Source organism: Micromonospora siamensis (genome assembly GCF_900090305.1).
In the GTDB taxonomy this organism is placed as follows: domain Bacteria; phylum Actinomycetota; class Actinomycetes; order Mycobacteriales; family Micromonosporaceae; genus Micromonospora; species Micromonospora siamensis.
Window position 1 is genome coordinate 2151351 of sequence record NZ_LT607751.1, and the last position, 24026, is coordinate 2175376.

Here is a 24026-nt window from a genome sequence, read left to right on the forward strand (position 1 = left end):
GCCAGTAGGCTTCTCGCCGTGCTGGAGACCCTCGACGCCGCCGCGGTGCGCCGCTGGTGCGCGAGCGGGCTGGCCGCGTTGCGCCGCCACCAGGGCGAGATCGACGACCTGAACGTCTACCCGGTGCCCGACGGGGACACCGGCACCAACCTGGTGCTCACCCTGAACTCCGCCCAGCAGGCCCTGTCGATGGACCTGGAGACGCTGCCCGACGGCGCGGCCACCCCGCACGGGCACGCGCTGCGGCTGATGGCCCGGGGCGCGTTGCTCGGCGCCCGGGGCAACTCCGGGGTGATCCTGTCGCAGATCCTGCGCGGCTTCGCCGACGTGCTCGCCGTCGCCCCGGCCGTCCGGGGCCGGCAGCTGGCCGCCGCGCTGCGCGCCGCCACCACCGCGGCCTACGCGGCGGTCGCCCGGCCGGTCGAGGGCACCCTGCTCAGCGTGGTGGCGGCCGCGGCGGGGGCCGCCGAGCAGACCGACAGCGACGACCTGCGTGCGGTCGCCCGGGCGGCGGCCGGGGGCGCGGCGACCGCGTTGGCGCGTACCCCGGAGCAGCTGCCGGCGCTGGCCCGGGCCGGGGTGGTCGACGCCGGTGGGCGGGGCCTGTGCCTGCTGCTGGACGCGCTGGTCGAGGTGGTCACGGGTGAGCTCCCCGAGCGGCCGGAGCCCGCGCCGCGCCGGGTCCGTCCGCCCGCCACGGCCGTCCGGGAGACCGGCTCTGACGCGTACGCCTACGAGGTGCAGTTCCTGCTCGACGCGGAGGCGGCGGCGGTGGACCGGCTGCGGGCCGAGCTGGCCGAGCTGGGCGACTCGCTGGTGGTGGTCGGCGACGGCGCGACCGACGCCGGCACCAACACCTGGAACGTGCACGTGCACGTCAACGACGTGGGCGCGGCGGTCGAGGCCGGGGTGGTCGCCGGCCGGCCGTACCGGATCTCGGTGACCCGGTTCGCCGACCAGGTGGCGGCCCGGCCCGCGCCCGGTGCCCGGCCGGACGGCCGGGGTGCGGTGGTGGTCGCGCCCGGCACCGGCATCGCCGAGATCTTCGCCGGCGAGGGCGCGACCGTCGTCCCGGCGAACCCGTCCACCGGTGAGCTGCTGGACGCGATCCGGGCCACCGGGGCGGCCCGGGTGGTGGTGCTGCCCAACGACCCGAACACCCAGGCCGTGGCGAACGCCGCCGCTCGCGAGGCGCACGCGCTCGGGGTCAAGGTGAGCGTGGTGCCCACCCGCTCCCCGGTGCAGGCCCTGGCGGCCCTCGCCGTCCGTGACCCGGAGCGCCGCTTCGAGGACGACGTGATCGCGATGGCCGAGGCCGCCGGTGCCTGCCGGTACGCGGAGGTCTGCCAGGCCTCGAAGGAGGCGCTGACGGTGGCCGGCCCGTGCCGGCCCGGGGACGTGCTGGCCCTGGTCGAGGGGGAGGTGCACCTGATCGGCGCCGATCTCGTCGACACCTGCGCCGCCCTGCTGGACCGGATGCTCGGTGGTGGCGGCGAGCTGGTCACCCTGCTCTGCGGCGCCGACGCCCCGCAGGGGCTGGCCGACGCGGTACGCGGGCACGTGCAGCGGCGCTGGCCGTTCGTCGAGGTGCAGGCGTACGAGGGTGGGCAGCCGCACTACCCGTTGCTGGTGGGGGTGGAATGACGTCCAAGCCGTCCACGGTGGACACGCCGCTGAAGAAGCTGGTGGGGGAGAAGACCGCCAAGGCACTGGCGAGTCATCTCGACCTGCACACTGCCGGTGACCTGATCTACCACTTCCCCCGCCGGTACGACGAGCGCGGCGAGCACACCGACATCCGTTCGCTGGACGTCGGCGAGCAGGTGACGGTGCTGGCCCAGGTGCAGCGCACCGCGGTCCGACCGATGCGCCAGCGGCGCGGCAACCTGCTGGAGGTGACGGTCGGCGACGGGTCCGGCGGGATGCTGACGCTGACCTTCTTCGGCAACCAGGCGTGGCGGGAGCGGGAGCTGCGGCCGGGCCGGTGGGGCCTGTTCGCCGGCAAGGTCACCGAGTTCCGTGGCAAGCGCCAGCTCAACGGCCCGGAGTACGTCCTGCTCGGCGAGGGCGGCGAGGGCGGCGAGGGCGAGGCGGCGGCCAACGAGGAGGTCGAGGAGTTCGCCGGCGCGCTGATCCCGGTCTATCCGGCCGCCGCGGCCGTGCCGACCTGGGTGATCGCCCGCTGCGTACGGGTGGTGCTGGACACCTTCACCCCGCCGGAGGATCCGCTGCCGGCGACCGTGCGGGCCAGCCGGAACCTGGTCGGCATCGGTGCCGCGCTGCGCGAGATCCACCGGCCGTCCAGCAAGGAGGAGCTGTACCGGGCCCGCCGCCGGCTCAAGTGGGACGAGGCGTTCGCCGTCCAGCTGACCCTGGTGCAGCGCAAGCGCCGGGCCGCCTCCTGGCCGGCGAAGGCCCGCCCGCCCAAGCCCGGTGGCCTGCTCGACGCGTTCGACGCCCGGCTGCCGTACGAGCTGACCGCCGGCCAGCGGGACGTCGCCGTGGAGATCGCCGCCGACCTGGCCGAGCCGCACCCGATGCATCGGCTGCTCCAGGGCGAGGTGGGTAGCGGCAAGACGGTGGTGGCGTTGCGGGCCATGCTCCAGGTGGTCGACGCCGGCGGGCAGGCGGCGCTGCTCGCCCCGACCGAGGTGCTGGCCGGCCAGCACTACCGGGGCGTGCTGGAGCTGCTCGGTCCGCTCGGCCGCGCCGGCGAGCTGGGCGCGGCCGACGACGCGACCAGGGTGGAGCTGGTTACCGGTTCACTGGGCGCGGCGGCCCGCCGTCGGGCGCTCGCCGAGGTCGCCGAGGGGCGGGCCGGCATCGTGCTGGGCACCCACGCGCTGCTCTACGAGGGCGTGGACTTCGCCGACCTCGGGTTGGTGGTCGTCGACGAGCAGCACCGCTTCGGCGTGGAGCAGCGGGACGCGCTGCGCGCCAAGGCCGATCAGCCGCCGCACGTGCTGGTGATGACCGCGACGCCGATCCCGCGCACGGTGGCCATGACGGTCTACGGCGACCTGGAGACCTCCGTGCTGTCCCAGCTGCCGCAGGGGCGCTCACCGATCGCCTCGCACGTGGTCCCGGCCGCCGAGAAGCCGGCCTTTCTGGACCGGGCCTGGCGCCGGCTGCGCGAGGAGGTGGCCGCCGGGCACCAGGCGTACGTGGTCTGTCCGCGGATCGGGGAGGGCCCGCAGAGCGACGAGGAGCCGCCCCGGGAGGACGACAACGGCCGGCGTCCGCCGCTGGCGGTGACCGAGGTGGCGCCGCTGCTGGCCGAGGGGCCGCTGCACGGGCTGCGGATCGGGGTGCTGCACGGCCGGTTGCCGGCCGACGAGAAGGACGCGGTGATGCGCTCCTTCGCGGACGGCGAGATCGACGTGCTGGTGGCGACCACCGTGGTCGAGGTCGGGGTGAACGTGCCCAACGCCACCGTGATGATCGTGCTGGACGCCGACCGGTTCGGGGTCTCCCAGCTGCACCAGCTCCGCGGCCGGGTCGGCCGGGGCAGCGCGGCGGCCCTCTGCCTGCTGGTCAGCGAGGCGGCCGAGGGTTCGTCGGCGCGGGTACGACTGGACGCGGTGGCGTCCACCACGGACGGCTTCAAGCTGGCCGAGCTCGACCTGGAGCAGCGGCGCGAGGGTGACGTGCTGGGCGCGACCCAGTCCGGTCGCCGCTCCCACCTGCGGCTGCTGTCGCTGCTGCGGGACACCGACCTCATCCGGGACGCCCGAGCCGAGGCGGTCGTGCTGGTCGAGGAGGATCCCGACCTGTCCCGTCATCCGGCGCTGGCCGCCTCGGTGGCCGCCCTGGTCGACGAGGAACGCGCCGAATACCTGGAGAAGGGCTGACCGGCTCGGACCCGACGGCCACGGTCGTGGCACCCTGCGCCGGCAACCCCGCCGCCGGCCCCCCGCCGCCGGCCCCCCGCCACCGGCCGCCCGCCGCCCCGCCGCGTCCGGCCGCCCGCCGCCCCGCCGCGTCCGGCCGCGCGACGTCCCGGCCGTCTGACGACGCGTCTACCCGGCCGTCTGACGACGTGTCTACCAGGCCGTCCGACGATCCGGTCGCCTAGCGACCCAGCCGACGGGCACGGGCGCGTCGGGCATCCGTCCCCGCCCTCGACTCGCAGCCGGTGGGTCGGGCGGACAGGCGCCGTGGACCGGCGCGCTGGTGGGCATGACTTTTTCGAGCGTGATGACTCTGAGGAATATTTATACCTGAGAGTCATCACGCTCCTCACCGAATCACCGGTCCGCCGAGGACACACCCAGGCGAAACCCGGGCGCACGCCCGGGTTGAACGTCGGCGACTCTCATCCGCGCTGGCAGGCGCACGGGCAGCGGCGTCCTCGGTGCAAGGCGAGTGGGGCTGTCCGAGGGCGAGTAGGGGTGCCCTCCAGGGCGGGGGTGTCGGCGCGATCTGCCGTAGGTCGGGCTGGCCGCGTCATGGTGTCGGGCAGTGCGCAAACGGCGCGGGCACGGCCGGCGCGAGCATGGACGGCGAGGGCGCTGACGGCGCGGCCACGGACGGCGAGGGCGCTGACGGTGAGGGCGCGAACGGCGCGGCCACGGACGGCGAGGGCGCGAACGGCGAGGGCGCGAACGGCGAGGGCGCGAACGGCGAGGGCGCGCCGACCAGCCGGTCGGCGCGCCCTCGGGCGTCGTGCGGTGGATCAGGCGGTGAAGCGGACCTTGCGGCGGCGGGCCACCACGAAGAGCGCCACGCCGGCGGCGAGCAGCACCGCGGCGCCCGCCACGATGCCGCCGGTCGCGGCACCGGTCAGCGGCAGGGTCGGGCCGTCCCCCTTGCCGCCGCCCGCGCCGGGGGCGCAGTCGGCCGGCTTCTCCCACGCCACGGCGTCGGCCGGGTCCGGCTTCTCACCGGGGAAGCTCGGGGTGATGGTCAGGCCCTCGTACGCCTCGAAGACGACCTCGGTCTTCTTGCCCGGCACCAGCTTGAGCTCCTTGGTGGCGCCCTTGTCGGTGGTGAAGACGATGGTGGCGGTCACCCCGTCGGCCGGGTTGTCGGCGGTGACGGCCAGCGCGTCACAGGCGAAGATGATCTCGAAGACCGGGGCGTTCGGCTCCTCCGGCACCAGCGGGCCGGTCGGCTCGCTCGGCTGCGGGGTGGGGGCCGGCGAGGTCGGGACCGGGGTGGTCGGCGCCGGGGTGCTCGGGGCGGGGCTGCTGGGCTCCTCGCTCGGCGAGGTGCTCGGCTCCGGGCTGGTGGTCTCCTCCGGGGTGCTCGGGCTCGGGGTGGCCTCGGGGCTCTGCGACGGCTCCGGGCTCTCCGACGGCTCGGGGCTGGTCGGCTCCGGGGTGGGGGTGCTGGTCGGCGCGCAGTCTCCGGAGAGGACGGCGACGCCCCGGGCGGTGTTGGTGATGTGCCGCTCGCCGCGCCACCATTCCGCGCTGATCTTCAGCACGGGCTTCTTGCCGGCCTTGACGACCTGCTGGCCCTTCAGCTCACCATCGGTGGACTTCGGCAGCTCCGCGCCGGCGGCGATACCGACGATCTCGGTAGCGGACGGGGTCCAGACCTCGGTGATCTTGCCGGCGAGGTCGCTCTCGCTGTTCTTGACGGTCCACTCGACGGAGAGGTCGCCGGACTCCAGCTTGCAGGCGGTGCCCGAGACGATCGAGTGGTGCGCGCTGGCGGGGGCGGCGAAGGCGGTCGCGGCGGCCACGCCGACCAGGGTCGCGCCGATGAGGGCGAGCGGTCGCCGCGGCGACAGCTTCGGACGGATCACGGGTACTCCTGGGGTGAAGGGCTTCGAGTGGCGTGGGCTGAGGCCGACGGTCGCCTGCGGGGAGTGTTGCGGCCCGCGGCGGCGCCTCGCCGACGCCGTGTGCCGGCGGACCTCCCCACCGACACCCGGGAGACCCTAGCGAGAACGCCCCTCGCGTCACAGCGCTCAGTGGCCACTAAGGATGATGTTGTCAATTCGTGATCATTGATAGGCGTAGCGTCACCGAAACCTCGCCGCAGGCACACGCCCCGTGTTCGTCGACCCGGACGGAACGTCGCGTAGCGTCACGGGGGTGAGTGAGCACCTCGACCGGGCCGGCCGAACGGCCCAGACGGTCCCGGCCGGCGGGAGGAGCGCGTGACCCGCATCGTGGCCGGTACGCACGGCGGCCGACGGATCGCCGCGCCCCCGGGCGCCGGCACCCGTCCCACCTCCGATCGGGTCCGGGAGGCGTTGTTCAGCGCCGTGCAGACCGAGGTCGACCTGGTGGGCGCCCGCTTCGCCGACCTGTACGCCGGCTCCGGCGCGGTCGGCCTGGAGGCGCTCTCCCGGGGTGCCGAGCACGTCCTGCTGGTGGAGTCCGACGCGCGGGCGGCCCGGGTGATCCGGGAGAACGTGGCCGCCCTGCGGGCCGCGCCGGCCGCCCGGCTGGTCACCGGAAAGGTGGCCACCGTGCTGGCCGCCGGCCCGGGCGCCGAGCCGTACGACGTGGTCTTCGCCGACCCCCCGTACGCGGTCTCCGACGACGAGATCACCGCGGTGCTGACCGCGCTGGTCGAGCGGGACTGGCTGGCCCCGGACGCCCTGGTCGTGGTGGAGCGGTCCAGCCGGACCGGGCCGGTCGACTGGGTGCAGGGGCTCACTGCCGAGCGCAGCCGACGCTACGGCGAGACCACCCTTTGGTACGGTCGCCGATCATGAGACGTGCGGTGTGCCCCGGCTCCTTCGACCCGGTCACCAACGGACACCTCGACATCATCGGGCGGGCCAGCCGGCTGTTCGACGAGGTGATCGTGGGCGTGCTGGTCAACCAGTCGAAGAGCGGCCTGTTCACGGTCGAGGAGCGGATCGAGATGCTCCGCGAGGTGACCGCGTCGTACGACAACGTCCGGGTGGAGTCGTTCCGCGGGCTGCTGGTCGACTTCTGCCGGGCCCAGCACGCCAGCGTGCTGATCAAGGGCCTGCGCGCGGTCAGCGACTTCGACTACGAGTTGCAGATGGCCCAGATGAACATCGGCCTGGCCGGCGTGGAGACGCTCTTCATGCCGACCAACCCGCTCTACTCGTTCCTCTCCTCCAGCCTGGTCAAGGACGTGGCCAAGTGGGGTGGCGACATCTCGGCGCACGTGCCGGACGTGGTCCGGGAGGCGCTCCAGTCCCGCCTCGGCCCGCAGCCGCGCGGCTGACCTCGACCACCGTCGGCCAGCCCGACCCGGCCCGCCGCCGAGGAGACACGGCGCGCCGGGCCGGCCGCGTGGCCCTCCCGTCGCCCGTGCAGGACATGATTGACGCAAGCGGGAACCCGGCCGCAGCCCGCATCATGTAGGTCGGCCGACGAACGACAGGAGTGAGGTACCGGTGGACCCGCTCGATCGCATCGACGAACTGATCGCCATGGTGGAGCAGGCGCGCTCCGTCCCGATGTCCCGGAACAACTGCATGGTCGACCGGGGCGAGATGATCGCGGCCCTCGACGAGCTGCGCGCCGAGCTCCCCGCCGACCTGCGCCGCGCGGCCGCGCTCCTGGAGGAGCGGGACAAGATCATGGAGGCCGGCAAGCGCGAGGCCGACCGGATCATCAGCGAGGGTGAGGCGGAACACGCCCGGCTGGTCTCCGTGAACGAGATCACGGTCTCGGCGGAGCACGAGGGCGCCCGGATCGTGGCCGAGGCCCGCGCGGAGGCCCAACGCCTCCGCGAGGAGGTGGACGACTACGTCGATACCGCGCTGGCCAACTTCGAGCAGTTCCTCACCCGGGCGCTGGCCTCGATAGAGCGTGGCCGCGACAAGATGCACGCGCTGCGTGAGATCGGCACCTTCGGTGGGGACGAGGCGGAACGCCCGCTACCCTTCTGAAGCGACACCTCGGTGGCCGACGGCCGGGGTCGGATGTGCCCCCGGTTCGACGGTCCGGCCGTCTCCCAGGTAACCTTTTTCGTCGGCCTCTACCGGCCGGAGTCTAACTATGCCCAAGCACTCGCCTTCATCACTCGACCCCAGGGCGCCGCTGGTCCTCGACACGAGGGACCTGCCGCGTCGCCCTGGTGCGTTGCGTACCGTCAAGCGGGTCGTGCCGGCACCGGCGGACCTCGGCGTGGAGATGATCGGCGTGCCGGAGGGCGCGGACCTCGACCTCGACCTGAGGTTGGAGTCGGTGTCCGAGGGCGTACTCGTCTCCGGGACCGTCAGCGGTCCCGTCAAGGGCGAGTGCGGGCGTTGCCTGCGCGAGATCGACGACTCGTTGACCGTGAACGTCCAGGAGCTGTACGCGTACGAGAACAGCACCACGGACGAGACGACCGACGAGGACGAGGTGGGCCGGATGCAGGACGATCTGATCGACCTGGAACCGGCGCTGCGGGACGCGGTGGTGCTCACACTGCCGACGAACCCGCTCTGCCGGGAGGACTGCCCAGGTTTGTGCCCCGACTGCGGGGTGCACTGGGACGATCTGCCGGCCGATCACAGCCACCAGCAGATCGACCCGCGTTGGGCGGGCCTGTCGCAATTGAACCGTACAGAGGAGTAGGAACCGTGGCCGTCCCGAAGCGCAAGATGTCGCGCAGCAACACCCGGTCCCGCCGGGCGAACTGGAAGGCGGCCGTGGTGGCGACCGTGGCCTGCCCGCAGTGCAAGTCGCCGAAGCTGCCGCACGCGGCCTGCTCCGTCTGCGGCACGTACAACGGCCGCCAGGTTCTCGAGGTCTGACCTGGACGCCGAGTGACGCCCCCGACCCAGGGTCGGGTGGCGCGCACGACCGGGCGATCCCCCGGTGCCCCGGCTCCCTCCGACGCCGGCCGGCCTGATCCGGCCGGCGTTCCGGTGGAGCCGGGCACCGCGCGGATCGCCGTCGACCTCCTCGGCGGGGACGATGCTCCCGCCGTCGTGGTTGACGGCGCTCTGCGGGCCATCCGCGTCGACCCGCACCTGCACCTGCTGCTCGTCGGCCCCCCCGAGGTGGCCGGCGAGCTGATCGACGCCCTCGACCCGGCGCAACGCGCCCGGGTCACCGTCCGTTCGGTGCGGGTCGCGGTCGGCATGGCGGACCATCCCACCGCCGCCCGCGCGCACAGCACCGTCCGGGCCGCCGTCGCGGCGGTCCGCGAGGGTGCCGCCGACGGGCTGGTCTCCGCCGGCTCCACCGGTGCCACCGTCACCGCCGCCGCCCTCGGCCTCGGCCGCTGGCCGGGCATCCGCCGGCCGGCCCTGGCCGCGTCGCTGCCCACCGCCGCGGGCCGGGTGGTCCTGCTCGACGTGGGCGGTTCCCTGGAGCCCCGGGTCGCCACGCTGGCCCGGCACGCGGTGCTCGGCGCCGCCTACGCCACGGTGGCGCACGCCGTCGAGGCGCCCCGGGTGGGGCTGCTCTCGGTGGGCACCGAGGCCGGCAAGGGCGACCGGGTCCGGCGGCTCGCCGACACCGTCCTCGCCGCCCAGGCGCTGCCGTGCGGCGCGCGTTACGCCGGCCTCGTCGAGGGCTACGACGTCACCCTCGGCGCCCGCGCCGACGTCGTGGTCACCGACGGCTTCACCGGCAACGTGCTGCTCAAGGCCATCGAAGGCGCGTACGCCATGGCGGGCGGCACCCCGGGCGTCGACGGCACGCCCCGGGCCGCCGCCCTGCTCGGGGTGGGCGGGACGGTGGTCGTCTGTCACGGCGCCGCCCGGGCCGACGACGTGGCCTCCGGCATCGCCCTCGCCGCCCATCTTCGCCGCCGCGGCGCCGTCGACCGGGTCGCCGCCCTGCTGGCCGGCACGCCACCGGCCGACACCGACCTCCCCCTAGACACCATCGACACCGAGGTGACAGCACCATGAGCAACGACAAGCGCCGCCGCGCCCCCGTCGCGCACCTGGAGACCGCCTTCGGCGTCTCCCTGGACCCGGAGCTGCTCGAGCGCGCCCTGACCCACCGCTCGTACGCGTACGAGAACGGTGGGCTCCCGACCAACGAGCGGCTGGAGTTCCTCGGCGACTCGGTGCTCGGCGTGGTGATCACCACCGCCCTGTTCCGCAACCACCCGGACCTGCCCGAGGGGCAGCTGGCGAAGCTGCGGGCCAGCGTGGTCAACATGCGGGCGCTGGCCGACGTGGCGCGCGGCCTGGGCCCCGACGGGCTCGGCGCGTACCTGCTGCTCGGCAAGGGCGAGGAGGCCACCGGCGGACGGGACAAGGCGAGCATCCTGGCCGACACGCTGGAGGCGCTGCTCGGCGCGATCTACCTCCAGTACGGCCTGGACACCGCGGCCATCGTGATCCACCGGCTCTTCGACCCGCTGATGGCCGAGTCGGCCGGTCGGGGCGCCGCGCTGGACTGGAAGACCAGCCTCCAGGAGCTGACCGCCGCGCTCGGGCTGGGCGTGCCGGAGTACCGCATCGAGGGCACCGGCCCGGACCACCTGAAGACCTTCACCGCCTGGGTGGTCGTCGCCGGCAACCGGTACGGCGGCGCGGACGGCCGCAGCAAGAAGGAGGCCGAGCAGCGGGCCGCCGAGTCGGCCTGGCGGGTGCTCACCGAGCAGGCCGAGGCCGAGGCGGCGGCGGAGACCGCGGCCGAGCCGGCCGGCGTCCCGCCCGTGCCGGTGTCCGTGCCGGCCGACGGTGCGTCGGGCGACGAGGGCGACGCCGGCCGTGCCTGAGCTGCCCGAGGTGGAGACCGTCCGGCAGGGGCTTCACCGCTGGGTCACCGGCCGCCGGATCTCCTCGGTGGAGGTACGCCATCCCCGCGCCGTACGGCGGCACCTGCCCGGGGACGCGCACTTCGCCGACGTGCTCTCCGGCCGGACGGTGCAGGACGTCCGGCGCCGGGGGAAGTACCTCTGGCTGCCGCTGGACAGCGGTGACGCGCTGATCGGGCACCTCGGCATGTCCGGGCAGCTGCTGCTGCAACCCGCCGACGCGGCCGACGAGCTGCACCTGCGGGTCCGGTTCCGGTTCGCCGACGACGGGCCGGAACTGCGCTTCGTCGACCAGCGCACGTTCGGCGGGCTGTCGGTCAGCGAGGGTGGCGCGGAGCTGCCCGACGAGATCGCGCACATCGCCCGCGACCCGATGGACCCGGAGTTCTCCGACGCCGGTTTCGTCGCCGGGCTGCGCCGCCGGCGTACCGAGGTGAAGCGGGCGCTGCTGGACCAGACCCTGATCTCCGGGGTGGGCAACATCTACGCCGACGAGGCGCTGTGGCGGGCGAAGCTGCACGGCGCCCGGCCGACCGACGCGCTGACCGCGCCGGCCGCGTCCCGGCTGCTCGGGCACGTCCGGGACGTGCTCGGCGAGGCGATCGTCTCCGGCGGCACCAGCTTCGACGCGCTCTACGTCAACGTCAACGGGGAGAGCGGCTACTTCGACCGGTCGCTGAACGCGTACGGCCGGGAGGGCGAGCCGTGCCCGCGATGCGGCGCGCCCATCCGCCGGGAGGCGTTCATGAACCGGTCGTCGTTCAGCTGCCCCCGCTGCCAGCCCCGGCCCCGGGGCGCCCTGAGGGGGTGACCCCGAACCGGCTCGGGGTTGCGCGGCCGTGCTGCGTCCCCCGGTCGGGGGACACTCCCGTACCCTTCGCCGGTTCCGGCCCGATCCGCCCGGCCCGGTGGCGCGCGCGGCCCCGGTCGGCGTGGTCGCCGGATCTCCGGGCCGAGCGGGGGACGCACCCGGATGTCCGGGTCCGCCCAGCTCCCTAGCGTCGGCATGGTCGGCACGGTGCCGACTGTGGCGGAGGTGTGACGGGGCGATGGGCAGACGACCGGTGACGGTGCGGTTGGCGCGGTGGAGCGCGGAGCATCCCTGGCGGGCGATCGCGCTCTGGGTGGTGTTCGTGGCGGTGTGCTTCGTCGGCGGGAACGCCGCGGGGCTGAACGAGGCGACCGACGCCGACCAGGCGATCGGTGAGTCGGGCCGGGCGCAGCTGATCGTCGCCGACGGCGACTTCCACGACCCGGCAGTGGAGAACGTCCTGATCACGGCGCGCGCCGGGACGCTGGACCCGGCCGCCGCGAAGGCCGCGGCCGACGACGCGTCGACCCGGCTGCGCCAGGTCGACGGGGTGGCCTCGGTGGGTACGCCGGTCCCGTCCCGCGACGGCGCCGCGCTGCTGGTGCCGATCACCATGTCGGGCGACCCGGAGACCGCTTCCGATCGGGTCGGCCCGCTGCGGGACGCCACCGCCTCGGTGCAGGCCGCGCACCCGGCGCTGCGGGTCGAGCAGGTCGGCGGGCCGTCCATCGGCAAGGCCCTGGACGACACGCTGGGCAAGGACTTCAAGCGGGCCGAGCTGCTCAGCCTGCCGGTCACGCTGGCCATCCTGATCGTCGCGTTCGGCGCGCTGATCGCCGCCGGCGTGCCGGTGCTGCTGGCGCTGAGCTCGGTGGCCGCCGCGATGGGTCTGTCCACCCTCGCCTCGCACCTGGTGCCGGCGACCGACACCACCTCCAGCGTGATCCTGCTGATCGGGATGGCGGTCGGGGTCGACTACTCGCTGTTCTACGTACGCCGCGAGCGGGAGGAACGGGCGAAGGGCCGCGCCGGGCTGGACGCCGTGGAGATCGCGGCGGAGACCTCCGGGCACGCCGTGGTGGTCTCCGGCATCGCCGTGATGATCTCGATGGCCGGGCTGCTGCTCGCCAACGACGCGATCTTCTCCTCGCTGGCGGTCGGCTCGATCCTGGTGGTGGCGGTCGCGGTGACCGGTTCGCTGACCGTGCTGCCCGGCCTGCTGGCCAAGCTGGGCCGCTGGGTCGACCGGCCCCGGGTGCCGCTGCTGTGGCGGCTCACCGCGCCGCGTACCGGGCGCTCCGGGCCACGGTTCTGGCCGGCGGTGCTGCGGCCGGCGCTGCGCGCGCCGCTGGTCACCCTGGTCGTCTCGGTCGGTCTGCTGCTGGCGCTGGCCGCGCCCGCGCTGGGCATGAAGCTGAAGTTCCCCGGCATGGAGGACCTGCCGCGGACCACGCCGGCCATGCAGGCGTACGACCGGCTGACCGCCGCCTTCCCCAGCAACGGCACCAGTCACACCGTCGCCGTGCGGGCGCCGGCCGACCAGGCCGACCGGGTGCGGGTGGCGCTGACCGGGCTGGCCGCCCGGACCGCCGCCGACCCGCTCTTCGCGCCGGCCGAGGGGGACGGCCCGAAGATCCGGGTGTCGGCGGACCGGACGGTCTCGGTGCTGGAGGTCGCCACCCCGTACGCCACCCGCAGCGACGAGGCGACCCGGTCGATGCACGAGCTGCGTGACTCCTTCGTGCCCGCCGCCCTGGCTGGCCTGCCGGGCACCGAGTACGCGGTCGGTGGCGCGGTGGCCGGCAGTGAGGACTACGCCGCGCACATCCGGGAGAAGCTGCCGATCGTGATGGCGTTCGTGCTCGCGCTGACCTTCCTGGTGATGGCGCTGACGTTCCGCTCGGTGGTGGTGGCGCTCACCTCGATCCTGCTCAACCTGCTCTCCGCGGGTGCCGCGTACGGCCTGCTGGTGCTGGTCTTCCAGGGGGAGTGGGCCGAAGGGCTGCTCGGGTTCACCTCGATGGGCGCGATCGTGTCCTGGCTGCCGCTGTTCCTGTTCGTGGTGCTCTTCGGGCTCTCGATGGACTACCACGTCTTCGTGGTCAGCCGGATCCGGGAGGGGATTCGGGCCGGCATGTCGAACCGCGACGCGGTGGCGTACGGCATCAGCTCGTCGGCGGGCGTGGTGACCAGCGCGGCCATCGTGATGGTCGGGGTCTTCTCGATCTTCGCGACGCTGAGCACGATCGACTTCAAGCAGCTCGGGATCGGGCTGGCCGCGGCGATCCTGCTGGACGCCACGATCATCCGGGCGGTGGTGCTGCCGTCGCTGATGACCCTGCTCGGGGACGCCAACTGGTGGGCGCCGCGGTTCCTGCGGGCGAAGCCCGTCGCCGGGCCGGTCGACCCGCCGGCCCCGGCCCCGGAGCTGGTCGTCGCCCGCTGAGTCCTGCCCTGACGCGGGCCCCTGGTCGACGGACATTCGTCGACCAAGGGCCCGCAAACCTGTTCGTCGCTGAGAGCTTGCTGAAGGATTAGTTTCCGGGCCGGCTGGGCATCTCGCCCGCCATGGACGAAGAGCTGGAGCCGGGGGCACATCGGCGTGCCCCGGCCGCCCCCGTAGCCCCCCGGAGGACGTCATGAGCGCGGACGTGCAGACCGGAACGGTACGCACCAACGTTCCGGCCCGGCTGGACCGGCTGCCCTGGTCCCGCTGGCACTGGATGATCGTCATCGGGCTGGGCACCGTGTGGATCCTCGACGGCCTCGAGGTGACCATCGTCGGTAACCTCTCCGGCAAGCTGGCCGAGCCGGGCAGCGGGCTGAGCATCACCCAGAGCCAGGTCACCGGCCTGGCCGCCGCGCTCTACGTGGCCGGCGCCTGTGTCGGCGCGCTGTTCTTCGGCTGGCTGACCGACCGGTTCGGCCGCAAGAAGCTGTTCCTCCTCACCCTGGGCCTCTACCTGGTCGCCACCGCGTTGACCGCGCTCTCCTTCGACACCTGGTGGTTCTTCCTGTTCCGGTTCCTCACCGGCATGGGCATCGGCGGCGAGTACGCGGCGATCAACTCGGCGATCGACGAGCTGATCCCGGCCCGGCACCGCGGCCGGATCGACATCATCATCAACGGCACCTTCTGGCTCGGCGCGGCCATGGGCGCGCTGCTGACCGTGCCGCTGCTCAACGGCCTGCCGACCAACCTCGGCTGGCGGGTCGCGTTCGGCCTGGGCGCGGTGCTCGGCGTGGTGATCCTGCTGGTCCGCCGGCACGTGCCGGAGAGCCCACGCTGGCTGTTCATCCACGGCCGGGCCGACGAGGCCAACCAGCTCGTCGACTCGGTCGAGGCCGAGGTCAAGCGGGAGACCGGCAAGGAGCTGTCGGAGGCCGACAGCTGGATCGAGATCCGGCAGCGGAAGAGCACCAACTTCCTGGAGATCGCGAAGACGCTCTTCGCCCGCTACCCGAAGCGCGCCACGCTGGGCTTCTCGCTCTTCATCGGCCAGGCGTTCCTCTACAACGCGATCACCTTCGGGTTCGCCCAGATCCTGCAGACCTTCTTCGACGTCCCGCCGGGCAACAGCGGCTACTACTTCGCGGTGATCGCGGTCGGCAACCTGCTCGGTCCGCTGCTGCTGGGCCGGCTCTTCGACACCGTCGGCCGGGTGCCGATGATCGCCGGGTCGTACATCGTCTCCGGGCTGCTGCTGCTCGGCACGGCCTGGTTGTTCCACTCCGGGGTGCTGAACGCCACCACGATGACCGCCTGCTGGTGCGTGGTGCTCTTCTTCGCCTCGGCCGGCGCGAGCGCGGCGTACCTGACGGTGAGCGAGATCTTCCCGATGGAGACCCGCGCCATGGCGATCGCGTTCTTCTACGCGATCGGCACGGCGGCCGGCGGCATCACCGGCCCGCTGCTCTTCTCGAAGCTGGTCGGCACCGGCAAGGTCGGCGACACCGTGGTCGCCTTCGTGATCGGCGCCTCCGTGATGATCATCGGTGGTCTGGTCGAGCTGGCCCTCGGCGTCAAGGCCGAGGGGAAGTCGTTGGAGGAGCTGGCCACCCCGCTCAGCGCCGAGCACGCCGGTGTCCCGGGGCAGCGCTCCGGCGCGGACACCCCGGCACCGGTCACCGGCGCCACCACCGGCTGACCCCGCGGGTCCACGACACCGCCCCCGCCCGTCCAGGCGGGGGCGGTGTCGCTTCGCCGCCGAGTCTCCCTCGGCGTCCTGCCCGGCCCTCGCATGTCCGGACCGGCTGCGCGGGAGGCGGTGTCAGCCGAAGAGGGTCCGAGGGCGGGCGTCGTGCCTTCGCGGGTCGCCCTACGGCGGCGGGCAGGGTCGCCGCCAGGCGTCCAGCGTCCGGTTCTTCCGGATCGAGGAGAAGCCGTAGCCGACGCTGGTCACGCAGAAGATGCCGGTGGCGCCGGTGTACTCGACGTGGAAGACCGGCTTGCCGGCGTCGACGAACGGCAGCAGCTTGGCGCACTGGCGCAGCCGTACGCACTCCTGGTTGACGGCGAAGTCGAAGTCCGGCGCGAGCGCGGCCACCTGCGCCACGTCGTCGACCAGCCCGGGGGAGAGGCCCAGCGAGCGGGCCAGCTCGGCCGCCCGGCGGTTGAACACCAGCTGGTCGTCGAAGCCGAACGGGAAGCCGGGCCGGTGGGCGTACCCGTCGGCGTCGGCGAGCGCGACGGCGCCGAAGCCCTTGCCCCGGCAGAGCCGGAACCGGTCGGCCAGCACCGGGCGTAGCAGGTCCCAGCGGCGCACGTCGAGCCAGTGCCCGCCGGTCCGCCGGGCGGGGGCACCACGCACCGCCGCCGGGAACCGGGTGGCGTCCGGGTCGCTCCCGGCGTACGACCCGACGGGCACCTGGCAGACCAGCCGCCGCCCCTGGCGTCGCAGCGCGGCGGTCTCGGTCGAGGTGACCCGCACCGGGTCGAGCAGGAACACGTCCGCGTCGACGCTGGTGTCGACCGGCCCGCGCAGCTGCCACTGCCACCGCCACACTCCGCCGGGCGGGCTCGACCACGGCGTCGGGGCGCCCGGCGGGACCAGTTCGGCGCGGCAGCCGTACAGCGGGGTGAGCAGCGCCAGCACGACGGCGCCCACGGCGAGCCGGCGGTGCGCGGCGGCTGGAGTGATCCGGCGGAGCGCGGCGGCCAGCAGCGTCGCCGCGGCCCGCACGGCGGACGCTGGCAGCCGGATCCGCATCGGCAGCTCCCGGGTCGCGGGCGGCGCCGTGCCGCCCCGGCGGTCGCCCGCCCCGCCTTCACGGGGCGGGCGCACCTCACCCGGTCAAACGAACGCCGCCCGGTGGCGACGCGCCCGCTCAGCGCGGCGTGGCGAAGTCCTGGGTCCAGTACGGCCCGTTGCTGCGCGCCACGCCGACGCCGATCTCGGTGAAGCTGCAGTTGAGGATGTTCGCCCGGTGACCGGGGCTGTTCATCCAGGCGTCCATCACCGCGGCCGGGGTCTGCTGGTTCCAGGCGACGTTCTCGCCGTACGAGCGCCAGGCGTAGCCGGCCCGGTCCAGCCGGTCCCCGGCGTCGCTGCCGTCGCTGCCGTCGTGCGACATGTTCTGGTGGTCGGCCTGGTCCTGGCTGTGCCGCTGGGCGGCGAGGTTGAGCTTGCTGTCCACGCTCAGCGCCTTGCAGCCGGCCTTGGCCCGCTCCTGGTTGACCAGGTCGACGACCTGCTGGAGTTCGCCGCTGAGACCGGCCGTGGTCGTGGTCGCGGTGCTGGTGGGGGCGGCGCTGGTCGGCGCCTTGGTGGTGGGGGCGGCGGTGGCCTTGGTGGTGCTGCGGTCCACGTCGCGTCGCGACGGCGCGGTGGTCCGGGTAGGCGCCGGGGTGGTGGCTCGCGTCCGGGTCGGCGACGGGGCCGGGCGGCTGGTGGTCGGCGCGGCGCTCGGCGCGGCCGACGTCGGCGCCGGGGTCGGGGTCGGCGGCCCGGTCGGGGTGTCGGCGATCTCCGGCAGCGCGGGGGCGGTGGCCACGGTGTCGTCCGCAGCGCTCCGCTCGGCCGGCTGGTCGCCGCCGGGCAGCGCCAGTGCGGCGGCGCCCAGGCTGACCACCAGGGTGGCCGCGGCGGCCGCCCCGCCGACCAGCAACGGACGGCGCAGCCGCCGGCCCTGCCGGTGCCGGCCCTCGGTCTCGGTCGCACCGGCGCGGGCGTCGATCTCCACCGGGGCCGGCCAGCCGCCCGGCGCGGGCTCGCCCGGCGCACGGTGCGCGGCCGAGACCGGCGGAAGGAGGTGGGTCTCCGCGCCCGGCCCGGCCGACCACGGCTCAGCACGCTCGGCCCGCCACGGCTCGGCCTGCCGGGACCCGGGCTGCTCGGCCTGCTCGGCCGGCCATCGGTGTTCCTGGCCGGCGTCCCAGGCACCGGTCGGCTCCGGCTGCCGCCAGAGCTCGGTGCGTTCCGCCTGCCACGGCTCGGGGCGGTCGGCCCGCCACCGCTCGGCCTGCTCCGGCCCTCCGGCGGTCTCCGGCTGTCCGGCCGGCGCCGCCGGCTCGTCCCCGAACAGGTACGCCGATCGCGGCTCGGGTCGGTCGGTCAGCCAGTACGGCTCGTCCGTCGGCGGTTGCGGGCGCCGGGGAGATCCGTCGCTGTCGATCGGGTCGGTCCAGCCGTGCACGCTGTTCCTCCACGGGGGTCGGTTTCGCAGGCCGCAGTGACGCTACGGGTGCCCGCTGAACTGCGGCAACGTGGCTAAGAAAGAGTTAAGGCGAATCGGACTCACCGTGTCACCGTTACCGCAATACCGGGCGTACAGTAAAGGCGTCCGGACAGAGCGTGTCCGAGCCTTGCGGCGGCCCCCCGGCAAGTGGAGCAGGTTGGCGTGGAGATGATCTACGGCCTGCGAGAACTTGACGAAGGAGGGGGTGTCAGCTCAATATATAGGTGTCGCCACTCGCGCCCGGTCATGCCCGCAATTCGCTGGGATGACCCTCGCGAACCAAGTGGGCGCGCGTTGGCCGGCCTTTCCGGCAGCGCATATCAAGGAGTCAGCATGGCGAAGGCCCTCTACGGCCACGTAGGTGCAGCGCCCGACCGGCGTCTGCTCGACGAGGTCACCCGGCTGCGTGCCAGGGTTCAGGCACTGGAGTTCGAGATCACGCGTCTGCGTGCCGACAACGATCGGCTGGCGGCGGCCGCGGCGGAGGCCGACGACCTCCTCCGGCTGGCCGAGCCGGCGCTGACCTGATCTCCGGATGTCGGAAAACTGAATCGCACCACCAAGAAAACGCGCGCCGACACTTTTGTGCCGGCGCGCAGCTCTGTTCCCGGTGCAGTTCGGCCGGACACAATTCCTGATCTTGCCCGACGCCCGTTGATCACGGTCGGGCCGGATTCCGTGATCCGGAGCGGATGGTCCGCCTGATGTGATCCTGCCGACACTCCGATGATCCGAACGACGATTCGACGCACTTCGGGAAGTCGGTTCCGGCCTGGTGGCGGGCGCGGTGTCGCGGGGTTCGCGGCGAAGGGCGAGGCGCGGGGCGCGGCGTGTCGGGTGATCGCCGGGGTGTGACGGACCGGGTTGCCGCAGGTCGGTTCCGCCGGCGCCCGGCGGCCCCCGGGGCGGGACGGGCGGGTCGCGTGCCGAGGCGGTCCCGACCCCGGGTTAGTCTGCGGGTCAACCCAGGTCCGCGTCTCCGGCGACGGTACGGCGGCCACCGGACGAGGATCGAGAAGGTGCATCTCAAGAGCCTGACGGTGAAGGGCTTCAAGTCCTTCGCCTCCGCGACGACGCTGAAGCTGGAGCCCGGGATCACCTGCGTGGTGGGCCCGAACGGCTCCGGCAAGTCCAACGTCGTCGACGCGATCGCCTGGGTGCTCGGCGAGCAGGGGGCCAAGGCGCTGCGCGGCGGCAAGATGGAGGACGTCATCTTCGCCGGCACCGCCGGGCGGGCGCCCCTGGGCCGGGCCGAGGTCACCCTCACCATCGACAACACCGACGGCGCGCTGCCGATCGAGTACACCGAGGTCTCCATCACCCGCCGGATGTTCCGCTCCGGCGAGAGCGAGTACGAGATCAACGGCGACACCTGCCGGCTGCTGGACATCCAGGAGCTGCTCAGCGACTCCGGCATCGGCCGGGAGATGCACATCATCGTCGGCCAGGGACGCCTGGACGGCATGCTGCACGCCAAGCCGGAGGACCGGCGGTCGTTCATCGAGGAGGCGGCCGGCGTCCTCAAGCACCGCAAGCGCAAGGAGAAGGCGCTGCGGAAGCTCGACGCGATGCAGGTGAACCTCAACCGGCTGACCGACCTGACCGCCGAGCTGCGCCGCCAGCTCAAGCCGCTGGGCCGGCAGGCCGAGGTGGCCCGCCGCGCCGCCGCCATCCAGGCCAACCTGCGCGACGCGCGGCTCCGGCTGCTCGCCGACGACCTGCACACCCTGCGCACCACGCTCGACAAGGAGATCGCCGACGAGACCGCGCTGCGGGAGCGGCGTGAGCAGATCGAGGCGGAGCACGCCGAGGTCCAGGGTCGTCTCGGCGAGCTGGAGGCGGCGCTGGCCGAGGACGCTCCGCTGCTCGCCGCCGCCCAGGACACCTGGTACAAGCTCTCCGCCCTCGCCGAGCGGTTCCGCTCCATCGAGCAGTTGGCCCGCGAACGGTTGCGCCACCTCAGCAGCGGCACCGACGACGAGCGTCCGGGCCGGGACCCGGAGCAGTTGGAGGCCGAGTCGCGGCGGGTCCGCGAGCAGGAGGAGGAGCTGCGCGCGGCGCTCACCGACGACCAGATCCGGCTGGCCGAGGCGGTGGAGCACCGGCAGGAGCTGGAACGGCAGCTGGCCGCCGCCGAGCGGGAACTGGTCGCCGCCGCCAAGGCCATCGCCGACCGGCGCGAGGGCCTGGCCCGGCTCACCGGCCAGGTGAACTCGGCCCGGGCCCGGACCACCAGCGCCGGCGAGGAGATCGACCGGCTGGCCGCCGCGCACACCGACGCGATGGCCCGGGCCGAGCACGCCCAGGCCGACCTGGACGCGGTCGCCGAGCAGTCCACCGAGGCGGACCGGGACAACGCCGACCTGGACACCCGGCACGCCGAGGCGGTCGCCGGGCAGGAGCGGGCGCAGGCCGCCGTCCGGTCGCTCGCCGACGCCGAACGGGCCGCCGAGAAGGACGCCGCCACCTGGAAGGCCCGCGAGGAGGCGCTCGCCCTCGGCCTGCGCCGCAAGGACGGCGCCGGCGCGCTGCTGGCCCGCGCCGACGACGTACCCGGACTGCTGGGCAGCCTCGCCGGCCTGCTCACGGTGGCCCCCGGCCACGAGGCGGCCCTCGCCGCGGCGCTCGGCGGGCTGGCCGACGCGGTCGCCGTCACCGGCGTCGACGAGGCCGTCGAGGCGATGCGGTTGCTCAAGATCTCCGACGCCGGCCGGGCCGGCCTGCTGGTGGGCAGCGCGGCCGGTCCCGGGATGGACGGGTCGGCCGACGCGTTGCGCCCGAAGCTGCCCGACGGTGCCCGCTGGGCGCCCGACCTGGTGGAGTGTTCGGCCGAGATCCGTCCCGCCGTGCACCGGGCGCTGCGTGACGTGGCGCTCGTCGACGACCTGGCCGCCGCAGCGGAGCTGGCCGCCGCCAACCCGGAGCTGCGGGCGGTCACCCCCGAGGGGGACGTGGTCGGGGCGTACGCGGCGGCCGGCGGGTCGGCCAAGGCGCCCAGCTTCATCGAGGTCCAGGCTGCCGTGGAGGAGGCCCGGGCCAACCGGCTCGCCGCCGAACGCACCGGCGCGGAGCTGCGCGAGCAACTCGTCGACGCCCGCGCCGAGGTGGCCGCCGCGAAGGAGGCCGTGCAGCACGCGGCCGCCGCCAAGCGGGAGGCGGAGAGCCACCGCAACGCCGCCGCCCGGCGCCTGGCCGAGCTGGGTGCCGCCGCCCGGTCGGCGAAGGCGGAGACCGACCGGCTCGGCGAGTCCCGGGCCCGCGCGGAGGCCGCCCGCGAGCGCGACCTGCTGGCCCTGGCCGAGCTGGAGGAGCGGCTGCGGTTGGCCGAGGACACCCCGATCGACGCCGAGCCCTCCACCGAGGAACGCGACCAGCTCGCGGCGATGGTGCCGCAGGCCCGGCAGAACGAGATGGAGGTCCGGCTCGCGGTGCGTACCGCGGAGGAGCGGGTCTCCTCGATCGCCGGCCGGGCCGACTCCCTCGCGCGGCAGGCCACCGCCGAACGCGCGGCCCGCGAGCGCGCCGCGGCCCGGCGGGCGGCCCGGGCCCGCGGCGCCGGCATCGCCCGGGCCGTGGCCGGCGGCGCCCGTCAGGCGCTGACCCGGCTGGCCGTCTCCATCGCCCGCGCCGAGGAGCACCGCGACGCCGTGGCGCGCGAGCGGGCCGCGCGGGAGGCCGAGCTGTCCGAGGTACGCGGCGCGGCCAAGCGGCTCGGCGGCGAGCTGGACCGGCTCACCAGCCAGGTGCACCGCGACGAGGTGGCCCGCGCCGAGCAGCGGATGCGGATCGAGCAGTTGGAGGCGAAGGCGGCCGAGGACTTCGGCCTGGACGTGGAGTCGTTGGTGGCCGAGTACGGCCCGCAGCAGCCCGTCCCGCCGACCCAGGCCGACCTGGTGCTGGCCGAGAAGGAGGGCCGGCCGGTGCCCGAGCCGGTTCGCTACGAGCGGCCGGTGCAGGAGAAACGGGCCGCCAAGGCGGAACGGGAACTGGCCCTGCTCGGCAAGGTCAACCCGCTGGCGCTGGAGGAGTTCGCCGCGCTGGAGGAGCGCTACAAGTTCCTCTCCGAGCAGCTGGAGGACCTCAAGGCCACCCGCCGGGACCTGCTCACCGTGGTCAAGGACGTCGACGAGCGGATCCTGGAGGTGTTCGCCAGCGCGTTCGAGGACACCGCGCGGGAGTTCGAGCAGGTCTTCACGGTGCTCTTCCCCGGCGGTGAGGGGCGGTTGATCCTCACCGACCCCGACGACCTGCTCACCACCGGAGTCGAGGTGGAGGCCCGGCCGCCGGGCAAGAAGATCAAGCGGCTGTCCCTGCTCTCCGGCGGCGAACGCTCGCTGACCGCGGTGGCGATGCTGGTGGCGATCTTCCGGGCCCGGCCCAGCCCGTTCTACATCATGGACGAGGTCGAGGCGGCCCTCGACGACGTCAACCTGGGCAGGTTGATCACCTTGCTGGCACAGTTGCGGGAGAAGAGCCAGCTGATCGTCATCACCCACCAGAAGCGGACCATGGAGATCGCCGACGCGCTCTACGGCGTCACCATGCGCAGCGGTGTCACCCAGGTGATCAGCCAACGGCTCAACCGGGCCGACAACGACGACGACCAGCGGCAGGGCCGCGGCGAGGAGAACGAGTAGTGGCACGGGAACGCGCGACGGCGCTCCTGGTGGACTTCGACGGCGTGCTGCGCCGCTGGGACCCGGCGGTCGCCGCCGGCGTCGAGCGGGAGTACGGGCTCTCCGAGGGGGTCCTCGGCGAGATCGCCATGCAGTGGGGGCGGCTCCGGCCGGTGCTGACCGGCCGGGTCAGCCACGCCGAGTGGGTGGCCAGCGTCGCCGACGCGCTCACCGAGTCGGTGGGCAGCCCGGAGCGGGCCCGCGCGGCCGTCGAGCAGTGGCAGCGCTACCGGGGCGAGATCGACCCGGACGTGCTGGCGCTGATCCGCGAGGTGCGGGCGGCGGGCGTACGGGTGGGGCTGGGCACCAACGCCACCGACCTGCTCGACGCCGACCTGGCCGCCCTCGGGCTGGTCGGCGAGTTCGACGTGGTGGTCAACTCCTCGGTCATCGGGGTGCACAAGCCGGCCCCGGAGTACTTCCAGGCGGCCTGCGCGGCGTTGGAGACCCCGCCGGGTCGGGTGCTCTGCGTCGACGACCAGGACTGGGTGATCCGGGGCGCCCGGGCGGGTGGGCTGTCGGCGTACCGGTGGAGCGGGCCGGAGGGGCTGCGCTACGTGCGGGCGGCGCTGGCGTACTGACCGGCCCTGCTCCCCGGAGCGGGGTCAGTCCCCGGTGACGCCGTCGATGCGTTCCCGGAGCAGGTCGGCGTGGCCGTTGTGCCGGGCGTACTCCTCGATCATGTGCAGGTAGGCCCAGCGCAGGTTCCGGTGCTCGGGCGTGCCGTCGCGGCGCGGCGCGCGGAGGACGTCGTCCAGGGGAAGCCCGGCGACGGCCGCCCGGGCGGCGGCGACCTCGGCGGCGAAGATGGCGAAGTCGGCCTCGGGGTCGGCGTCAACGTAGTCGTTGAGGTCGGCGTCCGGGTCCTGCGAGTCGTCGTAGACGCCCGGCAGGTCCTGCCCGGCGGCGCGGATCCGGAACCACCAGCGCTCGACGTTGGCCATGTGCCGGACCAGGCCGAGCAGGGTCAGCGTGGACGGCTCGACGCTGGGGGTCTTCAACTGCTCGGCGGTCAGGCCGGCGCACTTGAGCAGCAGGGTTTCGCGGTGGTAGTCGAGCCAGCCCTCCAGCATGGGGCGTTCGTCGCCGCCGAACGGCTCGGTGGTCCGGTCGATCTTGGGTGCAGTCCAGGTCATGGCGGCCATCCTCGCCGCTCGACCCGCGACGGCGCGACCCGGTATCCGACCTGGATGCTGAGGAGGGCCCCTGCCGTA

General features: G+C 74.1%; 19 protein-coding genes. 15 read left to right on the top strand and 4 right to left on the bottom strand.

Annotation, left to right across the window (positions count from 1 at the left end):
• Positions 1-18 precede the first annotated feature (18 nt).
• Positions 19-1644: a DAK2 domain-containing protein gene (locus GA0074704_RS09930; protein WP_088970233.1), complete on the top strand. Its 1626-nt coding sequence runs from the start codon at positions 19-21 to the stop codon at positions 1642-1644.
• The gene (recG, locus tag GA0074704_RS09935) at positions 1641-3851 is read left to right on the top strand and encodes an ATP-dependent DNA helicase RecG (protein WP_088970234.1); all 2211 of its coding nucleotides are present in this window, start codon (positions 1641-1643) and stop codon (positions 3849-3851) included. The genes GA0074704_RS09930 and recG overlap by 4 nt, the downstream gene beginning before the upstream one ends.
• Positions 3852-4675: 824 nt before the next feature.
• On the opposite strand, the gene GA0074704_RS09940 is transcribed toward recG, so the two are convergent.
• Positions 4676-5752: an LPXTG cell wall anchor domain-containing protein gene (locus tag GA0074704_RS09940; RefSeq protein WP_088970235.1), complete on the bottom strand. Its 1077-nt coding sequence runs from the start codon at positions 5750-5752 to the stop codon at positions 4676-4678.
• Positions 5753-6109: 357 nt separating this feature from the next.
• Between GA0074704_RS09940 and rsmD the strand changes: the two genes are divergently transcribed.
• The 10 genes from rsmD to GA0074704_RS09990 all read left to right on the top strand — a co-directional run bounded on the left by rsmD (position 6110) and on the right by GA0074704_RS09990 (position 15606).
• On the top strand, positions 6110-6673 hold the full coding sequence (gene rsmD / locus GA0074704_RS09945) for a 16S rRNA (guanine(966)-N(2))-methyltransferase RsmD (RefSeq protein WP_088970236.1): 564 nt from the start codon (positions 6110-6112) through the stop codon (positions 6671-6673).
• On the top strand, positions 6670-7158 hold the full coding sequence (coaD, locus tag GA0074704_RS09950) for a pantetheine-phosphate adenylyltransferase (RefSeq protein WP_088970237.1): 489 nt from the start codon (positions 6670-6672) through the stop codon (positions 7156-7158). The genes rsmD and coaD overlap by 4 nt, the downstream gene beginning before the upstream one ends.
• 172 nt (positions 7159-7330) lie before the next feature.
• Positions 7331-7828: an SPFH domain-containing protein gene (locus tag GA0074704_RS09955; RefSeq protein ID WP_088970238.1), complete on the top strand. Its 498-nt coding sequence runs from the start codon at positions 7331-7333 to the stop codon at positions 7826-7828.
• Positions 7829-7937: 109 nt separating this feature from the next.
• Positions 7938-8501 carry a YceD family protein gene (locus tag GA0074704_RS09960; RefSeq protein WP_088970239.1) on the top strand — a complete coding sequence of 188 codons (564 nt, stop codon included), beginning with the start codon at positions 7938-7940 and terminating at the stop codon, positions 8499-8501.
• A gap of 5 nt (positions 8502-8506) precedes the next feature.
• On the top strand, positions 8507-8680 hold the full coding sequence (gene rpmF / locus GA0074704_RS09965) for a 50S ribosomal protein L32 (protein ID WP_088646032.1): 174 nt from the start codon (positions 8507-8509) through the stop codon (positions 8678-8680).
• A gap of 114 nt (positions 8681-8794) precedes the next feature.
• Positions 8795-9787, top strand: coding sequence for a phosphate acyltransferase PlsX (locus GA0074704_RS09970; RefSeq protein ID WP_088970240.1), 993 nt, complete (start codon positions 8795-8797; stop codon positions 9785-9787).
• A complete protein-coding gene (gene rnc / locus GA0074704_RS09975; protein WP_231926805.1) occupies positions 9784-10608 on the top strand; it encodes a ribonuclease III in 825 nt (274 codons plus the stop codon). Before GA0074704_RS09970 ends, rnc begins: the two co-directional genes overlap by 4 nt.
• Complete coding sequence (mutM, locus tag GA0074704_RS09980; protein WP_088970241.1) at positions 10601-11458, top strand: bifunctional DNA-formamidopyrimidine glycosylase/DNA-(apurinic or apyrimidinic site) lyase; 858 nt, start codon at positions 10601-10603, stop codon at positions 11456-11458. Before rnc ends, mutM begins: the two co-directional genes overlap by 8 nt.
• A 238-nt stretch (positions 11459-11696) precedes the next feature.
• Positions 11697-13904, top strand: a complete 2208-nt coding sequence (locus GA0074704_RS09985) for an MMPL family transporter (RefSeq protein WP_088970242.1) — start codon at positions 11697-11699, stop codon at positions 13902-13904.
• 193 nt (positions 13905-14097) lie between these two features.
• Positions 14098-15606 (top strand): MFS transporter, encoded by a 1509-nt coding sequence (locus GA0074704_RS09990; protein WP_088970243.1) that lies wholly within the window; start codon positions 14098-14100, stop codon positions 15604-15606.
• 171 nt (positions 15607-15777) lie between these two features.
• Here GA0074704_RS09990 and GA0074704_RS09995 read toward each other — a convergent pair whose 3' ends face one another.
• Both GA0074704_RS09995 and GA0074704_RS10000 read right to left on the bottom strand, forming a co-directional pair.
• Positions 15778-16668 (bottom strand): endo alpha-1,4 polygalactosaminidase, encoded by an 891-nt coding sequence (locus tag GA0074704_RS09995; protein ID WP_088973574.1) that lies wholly within the window; start codon positions 16666-16668, stop codon positions 15778-15780.
• Between the two features lie 118 nt (positions 16669-16786).
• On the bottom strand, positions 16787-18094 hold the full coding sequence (locus GA0074704_RS10000) for a CAP domain-containing protein (RefSeq protein ID WP_088970244.1): 1308 nt from the start codon (positions 18092-18094) through the stop codon (positions 16787-16789).
• Positions 18095-18469: 375 nt separating this feature from the next.
• Here GA0074704_RS10000 and GA0074704_RS10005 point away from each other — a divergent pair, with 375 nt between their 5' ends.
• The 3 genes from GA0074704_RS10005 to GA0074704_RS10015 all read left to right on the top strand — a co-directional run bounded on the left by GA0074704_RS10005 (position 18470) and on the right by GA0074704_RS10015 (position 23393).
• Positions 18470-18664 (top strand): hypothetical protein, encoded by a 195-nt coding sequence (locus GA0074704_RS10005; RefSeq protein WP_007456482.1) that lies wholly within the window; start codon positions 18470-18472, stop codon positions 18662-18664.
• Between the two features lie 491 nt (positions 18665-19155).
• Entirely contained in the window at positions 19156-22773 is a 3618-nt protein-coding gene (gene smc / locus GA0074704_RS10010; RefSeq protein ID WP_088970245.1) for a chromosome segregation protein SMC, read from the top strand.
• Positions 22773-23393: an HAD family hydrolase gene (locus GA0074704_RS10015; protein ID WP_088970246.1), complete on the top strand. Its 621-nt coding sequence runs from the start codon at positions 22773-22775 to the stop codon at positions 23391-23393. Before smc ends, GA0074704_RS10015 begins: the two co-directional genes overlap by 1 nt.
• Before the next feature lie 24 nt (positions 23394-23417).
• Here GA0074704_RS10015 and GA0074704_RS10020 read toward each other — a convergent pair whose 3' ends face one another.
• Positions 23418-23948, bottom strand: coding sequence for a DinB family protein (locus tag GA0074704_RS10020; RefSeq protein ID WP_088973575.1), 531 nt, complete (start codon positions 23946-23948; stop codon positions 23418-23420).
• Positions 23949-24026: the final 78 nt, after the last annotated feature.